Origin of the sequence: Vibrio sp. D401a, from assembly GCF_030248515.1 — a bacterium.
Lineage (GTDB): Bacteria > Pseudomonadota > Gammaproteobacteria > Enterobacterales > Vibrionaceae > Vibrio > Vibrio rotiferianus.
This window is the reverse complement of record NZ_JAHGAI010000022.1, coordinates 248,914-265,521: the sequence shown is the minus strand read 5'-3', so window position 1 is coordinate 265,521 and position 16,608 is coordinate 248,914. Positions and strand designations below refer to the sequence as shown.

Below are 16,608 nucleotides of genomic sequence, written 5' to 3'. Positions count from 1 at the left end.
CAATAAAAAAGCCCCCGCATTGGCGAGGGCTGGATCATAGCATCAGTTTTCTAAGGCGTGTGTTTTTTCTTAACAGTCGCGTGGTACGCATGCCATGTACCGTAACCTAGGATTGGCATAGTGAAGAGCATACCAATACCGTATGTCGCAAAGCCGATTAAGATGCCGCCACAAATAATGGCTGCCCATACGATCATCGCAGGAATGTTGGATTTTACAGCGTTGAAGCTGGTGAAAACGGCTGTCATCATATCAACGCGACGTTCCATCATAAGTGGAATTGAGAAAGCAGAAATGCTGAACACCACACATGCCAAGACAAAACCGACCAGAGAACCTATAACCAAAAATGGTAGGAATTCAGTAAGTGGAGCACCTTGCACAGAAGGGTATAGAGCGTGAAGTAGTGCGGCGATTCGCATCCAGAAAATCATACACACTGCGAGCATAACGGCGAATGCCCATTGGGAGGTGGAGTTGCGCCCAATGGCTTTCATTGAATGGAACAAGCTTGGTTTGTGTCCGCGCTCTCTCTCCCAACTTGCGTCATATAAGCCGAGTGCTAGGAATGGGCCGATTAGCATGTAGACAATTAGACTAGGCATCACTACCAAGTGTGTGCCTTGCCATTGCACCAATAACACAATGCCGATCGCGGCCGCCATAAAACAGATGCCATAAAAGGCACTGATGATCGGCATGCGGACAAAGTCATGCAGGCCTAGAGCGAGCCAATGGAATGGCGCAGAAAGATTCACGGTATTGCATGGAATGGTTCTGGCGTATTCGTTATCTGGAACTTCCTTTCGCTTATTTTGGAAGTCAGATGGATTTACGGTACGAGGCATAACTCCTCCTTGATTTATTCCCACGGTGGCACCTAGGCCATAAAAGATGGTTGGCTGACGTTTTTCATGACTCTGTTTAGCCACGTGAGCCTGCATCACAGCTGTTTACGTTATATACATCGAAAGTGCATTTAACATTATGTTAACTATTGGCGGAGATGGAGCAATTTACAAATAATTGCCGAATTTTTGTTCAAGGAGAAAGAGAGAAAAGAATGGATAGGTCTAAAACAAAAAGCCCTCGCCAGAGGCGAGGGCTTTATCGATTCTTGCGTGGCTTGGTTACTTGATGCCAGCGAAGTCGCGTAGAAGTTCAGCTTTATCAGTCGCTTCCCATGGGAACTCTTCGCGACCGAAGTGACCATATGCTGCTGTCTTCTTGTAGATTGGTTGAAGAAGGTTAAGCATTTCTTGTAGACCGTATGGACGTAGGTCGAAGAATTGACGAACTGCTTCAATGATGATGTCGTGAGATACTTTTTCAGTACCGAACGTTTCAACCATGATAGACGTTGGATCAGCAACACCGATTGCGTAAGAAAGTTGGATTTCACAGCGGTCAGCCATGCCAGCTGCTACGATGTTTTTCGCTACGTAACGTGCTGCGTAAGCTGCAGAGCGGTCTACTTTCGATGGATCTTTACCAGAGAATGCACCACCACCGTGACGAGCTGCGCCGCCGTAAGTATCTACGATGATTTTACGACCAGTTAGACCACAGTCACCCATTGGACCACCGATAACGAAACGACCGGTTGGGTTAATGAAGAAGTTTGTGTCTTTGCTAATCCACTCTGAAGGTAGTACTGGCTTGATGATCTCTTCCATTACTGCTTCACGTAGGTCTGGAGTAGAGATTGAGTCACAGTGTTGAGTTGAAAGAACAACTGCGTCGATACCAACGATCTTACCTTGGTCGTACTGGAACGTTACCTGAGATTTAGCGTCTGGACGCAACCAAGGTAGTGTGCCGTTTTTACGTACTTCCGCTTGTTTTTGAACAAGACGGTGAGAGTAAGTAATTGGAGCTGGCATTAGGATTTCAGTTTCGTTTGTTGCGTAACCGAACATGATGCCTTGGTCGCCCGCGCCTTGCTCTTTAGGATCAGATTTATCAACACCTTGGTTGATGTCTGGAGATTGCTTACCGATGGTGTTTAGAACTGCACACGAGTTTGCGTCGAAGCCCATGTCAGAATGAACATAGCCGATCTCACGTACTGTTTCACGAGTCAATTCTTCAATATCAACCCATGCAGAAGTCGTGATCTCACCACCAACCATTACCATGCCGGTTTTTACGTAAGTTTCACAAGCAACGCGTGCTTTTGGGTCTTGCTCAAGGATTGCATCAAGAACTGCGTCAGAGATTTGGTCTGCGATTTTATCTGGATGACCTTCTGATACTGACTCAGAAGTGAACAGGTGCTTAGCCATGATAGCTCCAATCTTTAGGTTTACTCATGGCTAACTAACGCAAGCTTGCCACGAAAAATACAATACAGTTTGTAGGTGTTTCTACATCTAGACGTCTATTTTAATTTCCCACGGTCGAATTACAAGCTCTTTTTCGATTTGAATTCGTCTAGCTTATTACCCAATCGTTTGCTTTTGATGGGGTGAATTTTTAATAAATTCACCAGTAACTGCAAAAAGATTGAGTTAAAACCGCAAAAATGGTGAGTAAAACGTTTGCAGTCAGATTTTGGCTTTGAGAGAATATTGCCCGCACTTTTATACTCAGCTCGCTAGATGAAAGTGCCCACATTCCTTTATCAATTCGCTTAATGCACTCAGGAGCAGACATGTCTTCTCGTAAACATCTGGCAAATGCAATCCGCGCTCTTAGCATGGATGGTGTTCAACAAGCTAACTCTGGCCACCCAGGCGCACCTATGGGTATGGCTGATATCGCTGAAGTTCTTTGGCGTTCTCACCTAAACCACAACCCAGCTAACCCAGAGTGGGCTGACCGCGACCGTTTCGTACTGTCTAACGGTCACGGCTCTATGCTGATTTACTCTCTACTGCACCTGAGCGGTTACGAGCTGTCTATCGACGATCTTAAGAACTTCCGCCAGCTTCACTCTAAGACTCCTGGTCACCCAGAGTACGGCTACGCACCTGGTATCGAGACAACAACAGGTCCTCTAGGTCAAGGCATTACTAACGCTGTTGGTATGGCTATGGCTGAGAAAGCGCTAGCAGCTCAGTTCAACAAAGAAGGTCATGACATCGTTGACCACTTCACTTACGTGTTTATGGGCGACGGCTGTCTGATGGAAGGCATCTCGCACGAGGCATGTTCTCTTGCTGGTACACTAGGCCTTGGTAAACTGATCGCATTCTGGGATGACAACGGCATCTCTATCGATGGTCACGTTGAAGGTTGGTTCTCTGACGATACTCCTAAGCGTTTTGAATCTTACGGCTGGCACGTAATCCCTGCTGTAGATGGTCACGACTCTGAAGCGATCAACGCAGCAATCATCGCTGCGAAAGCAGACCCTCGTCCAACACTTATCTGTACTAAAACTATCATCGGTTTTGGTTCACCAAACAAATCTGGTTCACACGATTGTCACGGTGCACCACTAGGTGCTGAAGAAATCGCAGCAGCGCGTGAATTCCTAGGTTGGGAACACCCAGCATTTGAAATCCCTGCAGACGTATACGCTGAGTGGGATGCTAAAGCGGCAGGTTCTGAGAAAGAAGCTGCTTGGAACGCAAAGTTTGAAGCATACGCAGCGGCTTACCCAGCTGAAGCAGCAGAGCTTAAGCGTCGTCTAAACGGCGAACTTCCTGCAGAATGGGAAGAGAAAGCAACTCAAATCATTGCTGACCTTCAAGCTAACCCAGCAAACATCGCATCACGTAAAGCGTCTCAAAACGCACTAGAAGCGTTTGGTCAAATGCTTCCAGAATTCATGGGTGGCTCTGCTGACCTAGCGCCTTCTAACCTAACAATGTGGTCTGGTTCTAAGTCGCTTGAAGCAAACGACTTCTCTGGTAACTACATTCACTATGGTGTACGTGAATTTGGTATGACAGCAATCATGAATGGTATTGCTCTGCACGGTGGTTTCGTTCCTTACGGCGCGACATTCCTAATGTTCATGGAATACGCACGTAACGCAATGCGTATGGCTGCTCTGATGAAAGTTCAGAACATCCAAGTTTACACACACGACTCTATCGGTCTTGGCGAAGATGGTCCAACTCACCAACCAGTTGAGCAAATCGCGTCTCTACGTCTGACTCCAAACATGAGCACATGGCGTCCATGTGACCAAGTTGAGTCTGCGGTAGCTTGGAAACTAGCAATTGAACGTAAAGATGCACCATCTGCACTTATCTTCTCTCGTCAAAACCTAGCACAACAAGAGCGTACTGCTGAGCAAGTTGCAGACATCGCAAAAGGTGGTTACATCCTGAAAGACAGCGATGGTAAGCCTGAGCTGATCCTAATCGCGACTGGTTCAGAAGTTGAGCTAGCTGTGAAAGCAGCAGAACAACTAACCGCTGAAGGTAAGAAAGTACGTGTTGTTTCAATGCCATCAACAGATGCATTCGACAAACAAGACGCGGCTTACCGTGAATCAGTACTGCCATCAGACGTAACGGCACGTATCGCTGTAGAAGCGGGCATTGCAGACTTCTGGTACAAGTACGTTGGCTTCGACGGTCGTATCATCGGTATGACAACGTTTGGTGAATCTGCGCCAGCTGACCAACTGTTCGAAATGTTTGGTTTCACTGTAGAAAACGTAGTGAATACAGCAAAAGAACTATTAGCGTAATTTAGCGCTAGAAATGAAAAACCGAGCGTTAGTGCTCGGTTTTTTTGTGCCTATTCAAATTCGTTTCCCCAGTTATCCTTCTCTTTGTGTCCACATTCCTTACAAGTGACATAACGATCCATATCGTAATAGTGACCGCCGTTTATCAGGGTATGAGCCCAAAGTTTTAAGGTTCCAAGAATCGATTTATCCGTATCGTAACTGCTTGGTTTACGGACCAGCACCTCTGAGTGTGGTGTTTCTCTATTGCATCGCTTGCAAAAGTGAGCAGCGGGAAAACCTGACATACGCATTTCCTTTTGGTGGTCAAACAAGGAGTTAAAGTGCCAAGCGAAACATGCGGTGTCAGAAATTAATATATTAGTGCAGTGAATATTTCGTGAAGTGAAAAGATAGTTTACCGCGAGTGAGATCACTTACTTAATGCGTTCAGTCTGCGTATCAGGTACTATCTGTGCCACGAATTTTTAGTGAGGCGAAGGATAAATGCTAAAGGTTGCGATCAATGGATTTGGGCGTATCGGTCGTAATGTACTGCGAGCAGTATATGAGAGTGGTAAGCACCAACAGATTAAGGTTGTGGCGGTAAATGAGCTGGCACAGCCAGAAGCGATGGCTCATCTTCTTCAATATGACACCAGCCATGGCCGCTTTGGAAAGAAAATCTCTCATGATCAACAGCACCTTTTTGTTCACCATGACAGTGGCGAGTTTGACCCTATCCGTATCCTTCACCTTGCTGAGATTGAATTATTACCATGGCGTGACCTCGAAGTTGATATTGTTCTCGACTGTACTGGTGTCTTCGGCTCACAAGCAGATGGCCAAGCCCACATTGAAGCTGGTGCTCAAAAAGTACTGTTTTCACACCCTGGAGCGAGCGATCTCGATAACACCATTATCTACGGTGTGAACCACGAAACTCTGAAAGACGAACACCGCGTGGTGTCCAATGGTTCATGTACCACCAACTGCATCGTTCCAATCATCAAAGTCTTGGATGAAGCCTTCGGCATTGAGTCTGGCACCATCACAACCATTCATTCTTCAATGAACGATCAGCAAGTTATCGATGCTTACCATAATGATTTGCGTCGCACACGCGCGGCCAGTCAATCCATCATTCCAGTTGATACCAAGTTGCATAAGGGGATTGAAAGAATCTTCCCGAAATTTTCCAACAAATTTGAAGCAATTTCGGTTCGAGTACCAACTGTAAACGTCACTGCGATGGATTTAAGTGTCACAATTAGTACAAATGTGAAAGTTAATGACGTAAATCAAACCATTGTTAACGCATCTCAGTGTACATTACGTAACATTGTTGACTATACTGAATCGCCACTCGTTTCTATCGACTTTAACCACGATCCCCATAGTGCAATTGTGGATGGAACTCAGACCAGAGTGAGTAATGGGCAACTCGTAAAAATGCTCGTTTGGTGCGATAACGAATGGGGCTTTGCTAACCGGATGCTGGATACCGCCTTAGCAATGCAAGCTTCTTCACTAGTGGAGCAATAAGAGTGAAGTAGCGATGGAGAAAATTTTTATTTTAGACCTTGAAATAAATTTGACGTATCTCCATATCAATAACCAGTTTGAAGAATTAACGGGCTTGGCAGGATTGCCGGGTTTTTAAAAACTTTAATTATTTAATATTTGAGAGGACACATCATGTCTGTAATCAAGATGACTGACCTGGATCTTGCAGGTAAACGTGTATTTATCCGTGCTGACCTAAACGTGCCAGTAAAAGACGGTAAAGTAACTTCTGATGCACGTATCATCGCATCTCTTCCAACTATCAAGCACTGTCTAGAAGCAGGCGCTAAAGTAATGGTTACTTCTCACCTAGGTCGCCCAACTGAAGGTGAATACGCTGAAGAGTTCTCTCTACAACCTGTAGTTAACTACCTAAACGACGCACTAGATTGCGAAGTTAAACTTGCGAAAGACTACCTAAACGGTCTAGAGCTAAACGCTGGTGAACTAGTTGTTCTTGAAAACGTTCGCTTCAACAAAGGCGAGAAGAAAAACGAAGAAGAACTATCTAAGCAATACGCTTCACTATGTGACATCTTCGTAATGGACGCGTTTGGTACGGCTCACCGTGCACAAGCATCTACTCACGGTGTTGGTATGCACGCAGATGTAGCATGTGCTGGTCCTCTACTAGCGAACGAACTAGAAGCATTAGGCAAAGCAATGGACAAGCCAGCTCGTCCGATGGTTGCTATCGTAGGTGGTTCAAAAGTTTCTACTAAGCTAACTGTTCTTGAGTCTCTATCTAAAATCGCTGACCAACTAGTTGTTGGTGGTGGTATTGCTAACACATTCATCGCAGCTGCTGGTCACAACGTTGGTAAGTCTCTATACGAAGCAGACCTAGTTGAAACAGCTAAGAAGCTAATGGACGAGTGTGCAATTCCAGTAGCAACTGACGTTGCATGTGCGAAAGCATTCGACGAGAACGCAGAAGCTGAAATCAAGCACGTTTCTGAAGTACAAGACGACGATATGATCTTCGACCTTGGTCCAGATTCAACTGCTGAACTAGCAGAAATCCTTAAGAACGCTAAGACTATCCTTTGGAACGGTCCAGTAGGCGTATTCGAATTCAAGAACTTCGAAGCTGGTACTAAAGGTATCTCTGAAGCTATCGCAGCTTCTGAAGGCTTCTCTGTTGCAGGTGGTGGTGACACGCTAGCAGCTATCGACAAGTTCGGTATCAAAGCTGACGTATCTTACATCTCTACTGGCGGCGGTGCTTTCCTTGAGTTCGTAGAAGGTAAAGTACTTCCAGCAGTTGAAATGCTAGAAGCACGCGCTAAGTAATAATCGCAAAGCGGGGGAGTCATCTCCCGCTTTCTTGTTTGCTGCAACGAGAGTGGAACTCTGCTAGAATAGCCTCAGTTGTGAGCAAACGTTTGCAAGATTTTTCAATTTAACAAGTTTTGTTTAAAAAACGACAGATAAATAGGATTACATCCATGTCTAAGATCTTCGACTTCGTAAAACCAGGTGTTATCTCTGGCGATGACGTTCAGAAAGTATTTGAAGTAGCAAAAGAGAACAACTTTGCACTTCCAGCAGTAAACGTTGTTGGTACTGATTCTGTAAACGCTGTACTAGAAGCGGCTGCAAAAGTTAAAGCTCCTGTAGTTGTTCAGTTCTCTAACGGCGGTGCTGCTTTCTTCGCTGGTAAAGGCGTTAAACTTGAAGGTCAAGGTGCTCAAATCCTTGGTGCTGTAGCTGGTGCTAAATACGTTCACGCTGTAGCAGAAGCTTACGGTGTGCCAGTAATCCTACACACTGACCACGCTGCTAAGAAACTTCTACCATGGATCGACGGTCTACTAGACGCTGGTGAAGAATTCTTCGCTCAAACTGGTAAGCCTCTATTCTCTTCTCACATGCTAGACCTTTCTGAAGAGTCTCTAGAAGAGAACATCGAAACATGTGCTAAGTACCTAGAGCGCATGGCTAAAATGAACATGACAATCGAGATCGAACTTGGTTGTACTGGTGGTGAAGAAGACGGCGTTGATAACTCTGATATGGACGCATCTGAGCTTTACACTTCTCCAGAAGACGTTGCATACGCATACGAGAAACTAAGCGCTGTTAGCCCACGTTTCACTATCGCAGCATCTTTCGGTAACGTACACGGTGTTTACAAGCCAGGCAACGTTGTTCTAACTCCAACTATCCTACGTGACTCTCAAGCATACTGTGCAGAGAAGTTCGGTATCGCACCAAACGCTCTAAACTTCGTATTCCACGGTGGTTCTGGTTCTACTGAAGCAGAAATCCAAGAGTCTATCGGCTACGGTGTTATCAAAATGAACATCGATACTGATACACAGTGGGCTACATGGGACGGTATCCGTGCATACGAAGCGGAAAACCGCGATTACCTACAAGGCCAAATCGGTAACCCAACTGGCGAAGACGCTCCAAACAAGAAGTACTACGATCCACGCGTATGGCTACGTGCTGGTCAAGCTTCAATGGTAGCTCGTCTAGAGAAAGCATTTGCTGACCTAAACGCAGTAGACGTACTATAATTCGTCTCAACTGAGTTTCTAAAAGCCCGCTCTTAGAGCGGGTTTTTTTATGTCTAAACTATGAGACTTCCGACATTCTCCATGTCTGAGCAATTGATAACTAAATCAACTGCTATATGATCACCTCACTTCATATCCCTTCGTTTTTACGTAAATTTCGAAACCCGGTCTATTTCGACGCCAAGTAGCATAGAACTGAGCAAAAAGTGTGGCGAAATGTAAAACCTTTGCGTACTCTGTAACAAGCCAATATCAGAAATTTCTGATAAATCTTTGTTTTGCATATCTTTGCGAAACTCTGACTTTGAAAAAATTCAGTTTTGAGATATTGTGCCAAAAATCTGACACTGTTCAGTAAAACAATAGGGATGTTGTTGTAGATAAGAACCTATAAAAAACAAGGTTCATAAGTTAACGGCAATTAGATTTTTATATCTTTATTTTGAGGATACGAATTATGGCAGGTGAATCGATGGGTATCGATACCTCTTTAACAGATGGTTTGAGCAAAGCTGAAACGTGGCTAACCAATAACTCAGATCTTCTTATTCAGTACGGTGTGAACATCATTTCTGCACTACTGATTCTATTTATCGGTAACATTATCGTTAAAGCAGTAGCGAATAGTGTTTCAAAAGTACTTGAAAAGAAAAAGATGGACAAAGCGGTTGTTGAATTTGTCCACGGTCTAGTTCGTTACCTTCTATTTGTTATTGTACTTATCGCGGCACTTGGTCGTGTAGGTGTTCAAACAGCATCTGTAGTTGCAGTTATTGGTGCGGCAGGTCTTGCAGTTGGTCTTGCTCTACAAGGTTCACTGTCTAACTTTGCAGCGGGCGTATTGATTGTTGCATTCCGTCCATTCAAGTCTGGTGACTATGTGGAAATTGGTGGTGTGGCTGGTAGTGTTGAAGCCATTCAAATCTTCCAAACTGTACTAAAAACACCTGACAACAAGATGGTTGTTGTGCCTAACTCATCGGTTATCGGTGGTGCAATCACAAACTACTCACGTCATGAGACTCGCCGCGTTGACTTGGTGATTGGTGTATCTTACAAAGCGGATCTTAAGCAAACTAAGCAAGTGATTCGTGAAACGCTAGAAAAAGACCCTCGTATCCTGAAAGATCCAGACATGACGATTGGTGTGCTAGCACTAGCAGATTCTTCAGTGAACTTCGTGGTTCGCCCATGGTGTAAAACAGCTGACTACTGGGACGTTTATTTCGATTCTACTCTAGCAATCAAAGAAGCGTTGGATGCAGCTGGCATCGAAATTCCATTCCCACAAATGGATGTTCACTTGAACAAAGTAGAAGCTTAATCACTTCGATTGAGAACATAAAAAAGCGAGGCAATGGCCTCGCTTTTTTATATCCCAATGTTCTAAAGTTCTAGCAGAGTGTTACTGCCAGCAAGGAGCAGACGTTTAAGTTCGCTACCTGCAAAGCCAAAGGTTAACTCGGGTAAACCTGGTGTATAGAGTAGCTCTTCATGTCGATAGAGTGCCGTATCGACAATGATGATGACGTGCTCCGGCAACCCTATCGGACACACCGCACCGGGTACACAACCTAGCTGCTCAATCATTTCATCGTCACTACAAATCGAAGGCCGCTTACCAGTTATAGTTTTGATTTGTTTGGAGTCTAATCGAGAGTCTTTGTCGGTCAGGTAGACTGCATAACCTTGCCCTTTTAGCTTGAGAAAAAGACTCTTAGTATGAGTGCCGGTCCAACCAAGTTGTGCGGCGACTTTGACGTCGGTTTCGAAGTCGAGAATGGCTTCATGTTGCCATTCTCGAAAGGGGATAGAGAGCGCGTTGAATCGCTCTCGGTTGAGTTGATAGATTTTTTGCAGTGACTCCATGTCGTGTTTCTTTCCTATTTGTCTTTACCAGTATTTGGTGACTAACTCATTCGCAAGTACAAAAGCAATAGTAAACATCATAGTAGCAACTGCTATATCGATGCCTTTCTTAACTTTTGGTTTTGAGAGTGTTGGACCTAGTTTCGCTGCACCTAATGATAAGGTGTAGAACCATACAAACGATGCCATGATAGTGCCTATTGCAAAGGCGATGCGATCGTTGCCTTCGAACTGACCACCGATCGAACCTAAGATCACCACAGTATCCAAGTAGAGGTGTGGGTTTAAAACGGTAACCGCCAGTGCGCCAAGAATCACGGTACGGCGACCGCGTGCAACCACTTCACCTTTCGACTCGGAAGCGTCAGCAGGTTTGAATGCACTCTTTAATGACAATAAGCCGTAAACGCTCAAGAAAGCAATGCCACCTAATGTCACCGATGTCAACAGGATTTCATTTTGTGACAGAATCGCGCCGCCACCGAAAATGCCGAGCGAAATGAAGAGCATATCTAGGATGCTACAGATGGTGGCAGTCGTCAGGTGATGTTGGCGCTTAATACCTTGGTTAAGGACATACGCATTCTGCGCACCGATTGGAATGATCATCGTCGCACCTAAACCGAATCCTTGTAATAACACCCAAAAGCTCACAACACACCTCAAAAATTAGCTATAAAACAACAGAGAAAGGGAAGATAAAGCTTTTATTGAAATAAGTATAATTAATGATTTTAATATATTATTAGCTTTGCTTATCTCGTGGTTTTGGCGTTTATTAGGGAGGAAAACACGTGCGAGGATTGGACTATAAGTGGATAGAAGCTTTAGATGCGGTGGTACATCAGGGGAGTTTTGACCGAGCAGCGGAGCACCTTTTCGTCTCACAATCAGCCATTTCCCAGCGTATCAAGCAACTCGAGAAATATCTTGCTCAGCCGGTTCTTGTTCGCGAGCAACCCCCAAAGCCGACGCCTATTGGTAAGAAGCTGCTTGGACTTTATCGTCGTGTTAGGCTTCTTGAGCATGAAATTCTTCCTGAGCTGAAAAACGACACGTCGACACGTCCTGTCCAATTATCTCTTGCTACCAATGCAGATAGTCTTGCTACTTGGTTATTACCAGCATTACAGGATGTGATGAAACATCGCCAAGTGGAGTTGAAGCTAACTATCTATGGTGAATCGCGATCAATTGAAAAACTTAGAAGTGGTGAGGTAGCTGGGGCGATCAGTCTAGAATCTCAAGCAATACCAGGTTGCCGAGCAGATTATCTTGGACGTATCGATTATGTCTGTGTCGCCAACCCTGAGTTTTATCAACGCTATTTCTCTGAAGGTGTAAACAATCAAACCTTAGCAAAAGCACCTGCGGTGTCTTACGACCAATATGATGATTTACACAAGAAGTTTTTAACCGAACATTTCAATGTCAGGCCAGACAGCGTGATCCACCATAATATCAGTAGCTCTGAAGCTTTCCTTAAGATGGCGTTAGCGGGCGTGGCTTATTGTTTGATTCCGCGCTTACAGATCACTGACGAACTGGAGAAAGGTGAGTTGATTGATATTACGCCGGGCTTTTTGATGTCATATCGAATTTATTGGCACCATTGGCAATTAGAGACAGGGGTTTTACAGGAGATCTCTAATGCGATTGTGTCATATGCACAGCAAAATTTGCCCCAGTAACATCTTATTTACTGAGTCAGGATTGTGTTAGAAGTGATTGATGATGCTTGGATATTCGCCAGAATTACCTATGATGAAGTCATATTAATATGGATGGATTTGTATAATGAAACTTTCGTCTTACCTGCTCGCTTCAGCATTGAGCTTAACTAGTTTATCTGTCTTTGCGAACGTACCAGAGTTTGCTCATGTAACTACCACTGGGTATGGTGAAGTGGTCGCTACCCCTGATATGGCGACTTTTTCGGTAAAAGTCGTTGATACGACAATGACGGCTGAGCAAGCAAAGCAGTCAGTAGACAAGTCGGTTGATGAGTTCTTGAAAAAGTTATCTGATGCAGGTCTTTCAAAAGACAATGTGACGAGTTCGAATCTATATTTGGCGCCGCAATATCATTACCCTAAATCAGGTAAAGCTGAGCTTGTTGGTTACCGTGCATCACGCAGTATCAATGTAAATGTCAATGATCTCGCAAACCTGAATAAGTACTTGGACATGGCGTTAGAGTCCGGTATCAACCAAGTTGATAATATTCAGTTGAAAGTGAGCAACCAGGCTGAGTATCAGCAAAAAGCACGCATGGCAGCAATTAAAGATGCGAAAGAAAAAGCGGCATCATTGGCTGTTGGATTTGAAAAGAAACTTGGTGATGTTTGGCAGATTTCATATAACCAAATGAATGGACAGCCAATTTTAATGCGATCAATGGCGATGGATGCGAAGCAAAGTTCGAATAGCTATCAAGACTCGACTTTGGTTATTCGTGATCAGGTGGATGTGGTTTACAGACTGAAATAATACTGACATCAGTAACGATGGCTAGAAAACAAAAGGCAGGGTAACCCTGCCTTTTGTGTATTTACTGGTCAGCAATTAGTGAAGAATACGAGCTCGAATGGTGCCTTCAATACCCTTTAGTTTCACCAGCGCTTCTTCTGAGCGGTGAGTTTCAACATCAATAACTACATAACCGATATCTGCCGCCGTTTGTAGATACTGGCCTGCGATGTTAATGCCTTCTTCTGCGAAGATGGTGTTAATTTGCGTCAAGATACCTGGGCGGTTTTTGTGGATGTGTAATAGACGTGAACATTCACAGTGCTCAGGCAATGATACTTCTGGGAAGTTCACGCTTGATAGCGTTGAGCCGTTGTCAGAGTATTTCGCCAGTTTACCCGCAACTTCGACACCGATATTCTCTTGTGCTTCTTGCGTTGAGCCACCTACGTGCGGTGTTAAGATAACGTTGTCGAACTTTTGTAGTGGCGATTCAAATGCATCTTTATTCGTCTTCGGCTCTACAGGGAATACATCAATTGCAGCACCTGAAACATGGCCTGACTCTAGGCTATGGCATAGCGCTGGAATATCAACCACTGTACCGCGAGCTGCGTTGATAAAGATCGCTCCTGGCTTCATGCGAGCAAACTCTTCTTCACCCATCATATTCTTGGTTTCTGGTGTCTCAGGAACATGAAGAGAAATAACGTCACACTTGTTGAGCAATTCGCTCATTGTGTGAACCTGTGTTGCATTACCTAATGACAGCTTATTCTCGATGTCATAGTAGTAGACACGCATCCCCAAGTTTTCCGCAATGATACCTAGCTGAGTACCAATGTGACCATAACCGATGATGCCTAGACGTTTACCGCGCGCTTCGTATGAGCTGTCCGCACTCTTCTTCCAAATGCCACGGTGAGCTAAAGCATTTTTCTCTGGGATACCACGCAGAAGTAATAAAATTTGCCCAAGTACTAGTTCAGCTACGCTTCGAGTATTTGAGAACGGTGCATTAAATACGGGGATACCACGTTTTGATGCCGCACCTAGATCAACTTGGTTAGTACCGATACAAAAACAGCCAATCGCAACCAGTTTATTTGCCGCATTGATCACTTCTTCCGATAGGTTGGTTCGGGAGCGGATACCGATAAAATGCACGTCTTTAACTGCTTCGATCAGTTCTTCTTCCGAAAGGGAGCCTTTGTGATATTCAATGTTGCTATAACCAGCTGATTGAAGAACTTCAACTGAAGAAGGGTGGAGTCCCTCTAATAAGAGGATCTTAATCTTTTCTTTTTCCAGTGAAACTTTGGCCATTTTTCTCGTCCTTAAATGGAAAGGTGGGCTAATGTGGCGCACATAAAGCAAAACTACTAAAAAGGGGATAATTAACAGTTTTGTCGGAAGACAAACGTTTCCTTGTGCGTCTTCTGTTCAATAAAGTAACAAAAAAAATTTGCTTTGGGTAAGAAAATTACGGAATAAGGCATGCTTTTCTTAGAAAAAGGAAGAAAAAACGGCGCCCTAGGGCGCCGTCTGTAATGAAATAACAGAAAATTCAGATCATCTAATGATTTATTCTTCTATTTTCGCACCTTCTGGTGTTCCTGTGATAACCACATCTGCACCACGGTGAGCGAATAGACCAACCGTTACTACACCAGCAATGCCGTTGATCTTGTCTTCCATCTCTTTCGGATTCGTGATTTGCATGTTGTGCACGTCTAGAATCACGTTGCCGTTATCAGTGATAACACCTTCACGGTATGCAGGATCACCACCGAGCTTCACCAACTCGCGAGCAACGTAAGAGCGTGCCATTGGGATAACTTCTACTGGAAGTGGGAATTGGCCAAGTACGTCAACTGCTTTTGTGCCGTCAACAATACATACGAATTTATCTGAGATAGCCGCCACGATTTTTTCACGCGTTAGTGCTGCGCCACCGCCTTTGATCATGTCACGAGCGGCATTGATTTCATCAGCACCATCAACGTAGACATCGAGTTTAGCTACATCGTTACACTCGTAAACTTCAATACCAAGTTCTTTTAGACGCTCAGTTGAAGCAACAGAGCTAGACACTGCGCCTTTAATATCGTCTTTGATGCTACCTAGGGCATCGATGAAGTGATTCACGGTAGAGCCAGTACCAACACCGACAATGCTGCCTTTTTCAACATATTTAAGTGCTGCCCAACCAGCCGCTTTTTTCATTTCATCTTGAGTCATGCCTATCTCCTGCATAGATGTTCTTTAACGTTTGCGGCGTGATTATAGCGGTAACGTGCTAGATTTCCCATTGCCAGATTTGGCTTGGTGTCACGATCTTTGGCAAAGGAATGTCCCAACTTTCAACTGGCAAGCGCTCAACATGCTGGCAATCGTGGGCGATACCGATAGGTTTTGCACCTTCGCCTGTGCTAAACCAGTGCGAAAGTGTTCGGTCGTAATAGCCGCCGCCCATTCCTAGGCGGTGCCCAACACTGTCAAAGCCTACCAAAGGCGTGCAGATTAAATCGAGTTCGCGAACTGGTTTGATATGGCGAATATCAAGTGCAGGTTCTAATATTCCGTATTTGTTGTACACCAACTGGTCATTATTTAAATACTGCAGGAAGAGTAACTGACCTTTGGAAAAAGGATGAATCACTGGCAGGTAAATCGACTTACCTTGCTGCCATAGCCATTCAATGAGAGGTTTGGTATCTAATTCACCATCAGCAGAAAGATAAATTGCGATGTGCTGTGCGCTTTGTATTTCAGACAATTGTGAGAATTGTTTAAGGAGATCAAGTCCAGCTTGGAACTGAGTATCACTGCACAGTGCGTTGCGTTTTTCGCGGATGAGTTTTCGAAAGTCTTGTCGAGATAGATCTGACATAGAGAGGATACCCCAGGGTGCCGTTGAGGATTGTGGCCCTTGAACCAGCTGGTTCAAGGCGGATCAGCAATGATAACCGTAGGCTTCTCGGTGCATGCCAAGCTTGCTCAATAGCTATCAAGTACTAACCCTTTGGTATTGCTTATCGGCTCAGGGACTTAAATCCTGCTGACGAACACCCCAGGGTAAATTTGGTAATTACTGCTGTCCTTGCTTTACTTTGCTAAGTGCATCGTCTAACGATGCAGTGAGCTCTTCCATTCGCTCAGTGATTTCTTGCTGCTGGCCATTGGCTTCATAGGATTTAGTTTGAAGTTCGTGGCTAATATTCAATGCAGCAAAAGTCAGTAGCTGAATTTCATTGCTTACCTTAGTACGTTCTTTCATCTCGTTCAATCGACGATCGAGATCTTTTGCCGCAGCAATGAGCGATTCTTCTTGTCCAGCAGGACAATTCACTCGTGTCATTTTGCCAAGAATTTCAACGTCGACCGCTTGGTTGCTCATGATGAATAAACTCTGTTATCACGCTATCTAAGGTATTGTTGTCTACAACTACCGAGGGGGAAACTATAGGAAAACCTCTATTAAGATTCAAGCATTTCCCTCGTTAGATTGTTAAATGATGAAGTGATGACACAGGAAATGGGCAAATTGGA

At 44.5% G+C, this 16,608-nt stretch carries 16 protein-coding genes and 1 other RNA gene; 7 read left to right on the top strand and 10 right to left on the bottom strand.

Annotated elements, in window-relative coordinates; genetic code table 11:
- Window positions 1-50 precede the first annotated feature (50 nt).
- Both KIV41_RS11325 and metK read right to left on the bottom strand, forming a co-directional pair.
- Entirely contained in the window at window positions 51-848 is a 798-nt protein-coding gene (locus KIV41_RS11325; RefSeq protein ID WP_010450336.1) for a DUF2189 domain-containing protein, read from the bottom strand.
- Window positions 849-1,130: 282 nt separating this feature from the next.
- On the bottom strand, window positions 1,131-2,285 hold the full coding sequence (metK, locus tag KIV41_RS11320) for a methionine adenosyltransferase (RefSeq protein WP_010450334.1): 1,155 nt from the start codon (window positions 2,283-2,285) through the stop codon (window positions 1,131-1,133).
- Between the two features lie 368 nt (window positions 2,286-2,653).
- Here metK and tkt point away from each other — a divergent pair, with 368 nt between their 5' ends.
- A complete protein-coding gene (tkt, locus tag KIV41_RS11315; RefSeq protein WP_285336416.1) occupies window positions 2,654-4,648 on the top strand; it encodes a transketolase in 1,995 nt (664 codons plus the stop codon).
- 50 nt (window positions 4,649-4,698) lie between these two features.
- On the opposite strand, the gene KIV41_RS11310 is transcribed toward tkt, so the two are convergent.
- The gene (locus KIV41_RS11310; RefSeq protein ID WP_010450330.1) at window positions 4,699-4,935 is read right to left on the bottom strand and encodes a hypothetical protein; all 237 of its coding nucleotides are present in this window, start codon (window positions 4,933-4,935) and stop codon (window positions 4,699-4,701) included.
- A gap of 199 nt (window positions 4,936-5,134) precedes the next feature.
- Here KIV41_RS11310 and epd point away from each other — a divergent pair, with 199 nt between their 5' ends.
- From epd to mscS, 4 genes are all read left to right on the top strand, one after another.
- Entirely contained in the window at window positions 5,135-6,172 is a 1,038-nt protein-coding gene (gene epd / locus KIV41_RS11305) for an erythrose-4-phosphate dehydrogenase (RefSeq protein ID WP_285336414.1), read from the top strand.
- Window positions 6,173-6,325: 153 nt separating this feature from the next.
- On the top strand, window positions 6,326-7,486 hold the full coding sequence (locus KIV41_RS11300) for a phosphoglycerate kinase (protein WP_005436484.1): 1,161 nt from the start codon (window positions 6,326-6,328) through the stop codon (window positions 7,484-7,486).
- A gap of 155 nt (window positions 7,487-7,641) precedes the next feature.
- Window positions 7,642-8,718, top strand: coding sequence for a class II fructose-bisphosphate aldolase (gene fbaA / locus KIV41_RS11295; RefSeq protein WP_005436482.1), 1,077 nt, complete (start codon window positions 7,642-7,644; stop codon window positions 8,716-8,718).
- A gap of 457 nt (window positions 8,719-9,175) precedes the next feature.
- The gene (gene mscS / locus KIV41_RS11290; RefSeq protein WP_010450324.1) at window positions 9,176-10,042 is read left to right on the top strand and encodes a small-conductance mechanosensitive channel MscS; all 867 of its coding nucleotides are present in this window, start codon (window positions 9,176-9,178) and stop codon (window positions 10,040-10,042) included.
- 62 nt (window positions 10,043-10,104) lie between these two features.
- On the opposite strand, the gene KIV41_RS11285 is transcribed toward mscS, so the two are convergent.
- Window positions 10,105-10,587, bottom strand: coding sequence for a YbaK/EbsC family protein (locus KIV41_RS11285; RefSeq protein WP_285336413.1), 483 nt, complete (start codon window positions 10,585-10,587; stop codon window positions 10,105-10,107).
- Window positions 10,588-10,611: 24 nt separating this feature from the next.
- Window positions 10,612-11,241: a LysE/ArgO family amino acid transporter gene (locus KIV41_RS11280; protein ID WP_038885697.1), complete on the bottom strand. Its 630-nt coding sequence runs from the start codon at window positions 11,239-11,241 to the stop codon at window positions 10,612-10,614.
- Between the two features lie 140 nt (window positions 11,242-11,381).
- Here KIV41_RS11280 and KIV41_RS11275 point away from each other — a divergent pair, with 140 nt between their 5' ends.
- Both KIV41_RS11275 and KIV41_RS11270 read left to right on the top strand, forming a co-directional pair.
- Window positions 11,382-12,278, top strand: a complete 897-nt coding sequence (locus KIV41_RS11275; RefSeq protein ID WP_038885699.1) for a LysR family transcriptional regulator ArgP — start codon at window positions 11,382-11,384, stop codon at window positions 12,276-12,278.
- A gap of 106 nt (window positions 12,279-12,384) precedes the next feature.
- Window positions 12,385-13,077: an oxidative stress defense protein gene (locus KIV41_RS11270; protein ID WP_143692978.1), complete on the top strand. Its 693-nt coding sequence runs from the start codon at window positions 12,385-12,387 to the stop codon at window positions 13,075-13,077.
- Window positions 13,078-13,152: 75 nt separating this feature from the next.
- Here KIV41_RS11270 and serA read toward each other — a convergent pair whose 3' ends face one another.
- The 5 genes from serA to KIV41_RS11245 all read right to left on the bottom strand — a co-directional run bounded on the left by serA (window position 13,153) and on the right by KIV41_RS11245 (window position 16,456).
- Window positions 13,153-14,382, bottom strand: a complete 1,230-nt coding sequence (gene serA / locus KIV41_RS11265; protein ID WP_285336409.1) for a phosphoglycerate dehydrogenase — start codon at window positions 14,380-14,382, stop codon at window positions 13,153-13,155.
- 258 nt (window positions 14,383-14,640) lie between these two features.
- Window positions 14,641-15,297: a ribose-5-phosphate isomerase RpiA gene (gene rpiA, locus KIV41_RS11260; protein ID WP_010450312.1), complete on the bottom strand. Its 657-nt coding sequence runs from the start codon at window positions 15,295-15,297 to the stop codon at window positions 14,641-14,643.
- 58 nt (window positions 15,298-15,355) lie between these two features.
- Entirely contained in the window at window positions 15,356-15,949 is a 594-nt protein-coding gene (locus KIV41_RS11255) for a 5-formyltetrahydrofolate cyclo-ligase (RefSeq protein ID WP_010450309.1), read from the bottom strand.
- Between the two features lie 5 nt (window positions 15,950-15,954).
- Window positions 15,955-16,139: non-coding RNA, 6S RNA (ssrS, locus tag KIV41_RS11250), on the bottom strand.
- A gap of 8 nt (window positions 16,140-16,147) precedes the next feature.
- Entirely contained in the window at window positions 16,148-16,456 is a 309-nt protein-coding gene (locus KIV41_RS11245; protein ID WP_010450307.1) for a cell division protein ZapA, read from the bottom strand.
- Window positions 16,457-16,608 lie beyond the last annotated feature (152 nt).

Coding starts and splice junctions, on each gene's coding strand:
- serA (WP_285336409.1), bottom strand. CDS start 14,382: ATGGCCAAAGTTTCACTGGAAAAAGAAAAGATTAAGATCCTCTTATTA.
- KIV41_RS11325 (WP_010450336.1), bottom strand. CDS start 848: ATGCCTCGTACCGTAAATCCATCTGACTTCCAAAATAAGCGAAAGGAA.
- epd (WP_285336414.1), top strand. CDS start 5,135: ATGCTAAAGGTTGCGATCAATGGATTTGGGCGTATCGGTCGTAATGTA.
- tkt (WP_285336416.1), top strand. CDS start 2,654: ATGTCTTCTCGTAAACATCTGGCAAATGCAATCCGCGCTCTTAGCATG.
- KIV41_RS11270 (WP_143692978.1), top strand. CDS start 12,385: ATGAAACTTTCGTCTTACCTGCTCGCTTCAGCATTGAGCTTAACTAGT.
- mscS (WP_010450324.1), top strand. CDS start 9,176: ATGGCAGGTGAATCGATGGGTATCGATACCTCTTTAACAGATGGTTTG.
- KIV41_RS11300 (WP_005436484.1), top strand. CDS start 6,326: ATGTCTGTAATCAAGATGACTGACCTGGATCTTGCAGGTAAACGTGTA.
- KIV41_RS11285 (WP_285336413.1), bottom strand. CDS start 10,587: ATGGAGTCACTGCAAAAAATCTATCAACTCAACCGAGAGCGATTCAAC.
- KIV41_RS11310 (WP_010450330.1), bottom strand. CDS start 4,935: ATGTCAGGTTTTCCCGCTGCTCACTTTTGCAAGCGATGCAATAGAGAA.
- KIV41_RS11245 (WP_010450307.1), bottom strand. CDS start 16,456: ATGAGCAACCAAGCGGTCGACGTTGAAATTCTTGGCAAAATGACACGA.
- fbaA (WP_005436482.1), top strand. CDS start 7,642: ATGTCTAAGATCTTCGACTTCGTAAAACCAGGTGTTATCTCTGGCGAT.
- rpiA (WP_010450312.1), bottom strand. CDS start 15,297: ATGACTCAAGATGAAATGAAAAAAGCGGCTGGTTGGGCAGCACTTAAA.
- KIV41_RS11255 (WP_010450309.1), bottom strand. CDS start 15,949: ATGTCAGATCTATCTCGACAAGACTTTCGAAAACTCATCCGCGAAAAA.
- metK (WP_010450334.1), bottom strand. CDS start 2,285: ATGGCTAAGCACCTGTTCACTTCTGAGTCAGTATCAGAAGGTCATCCA.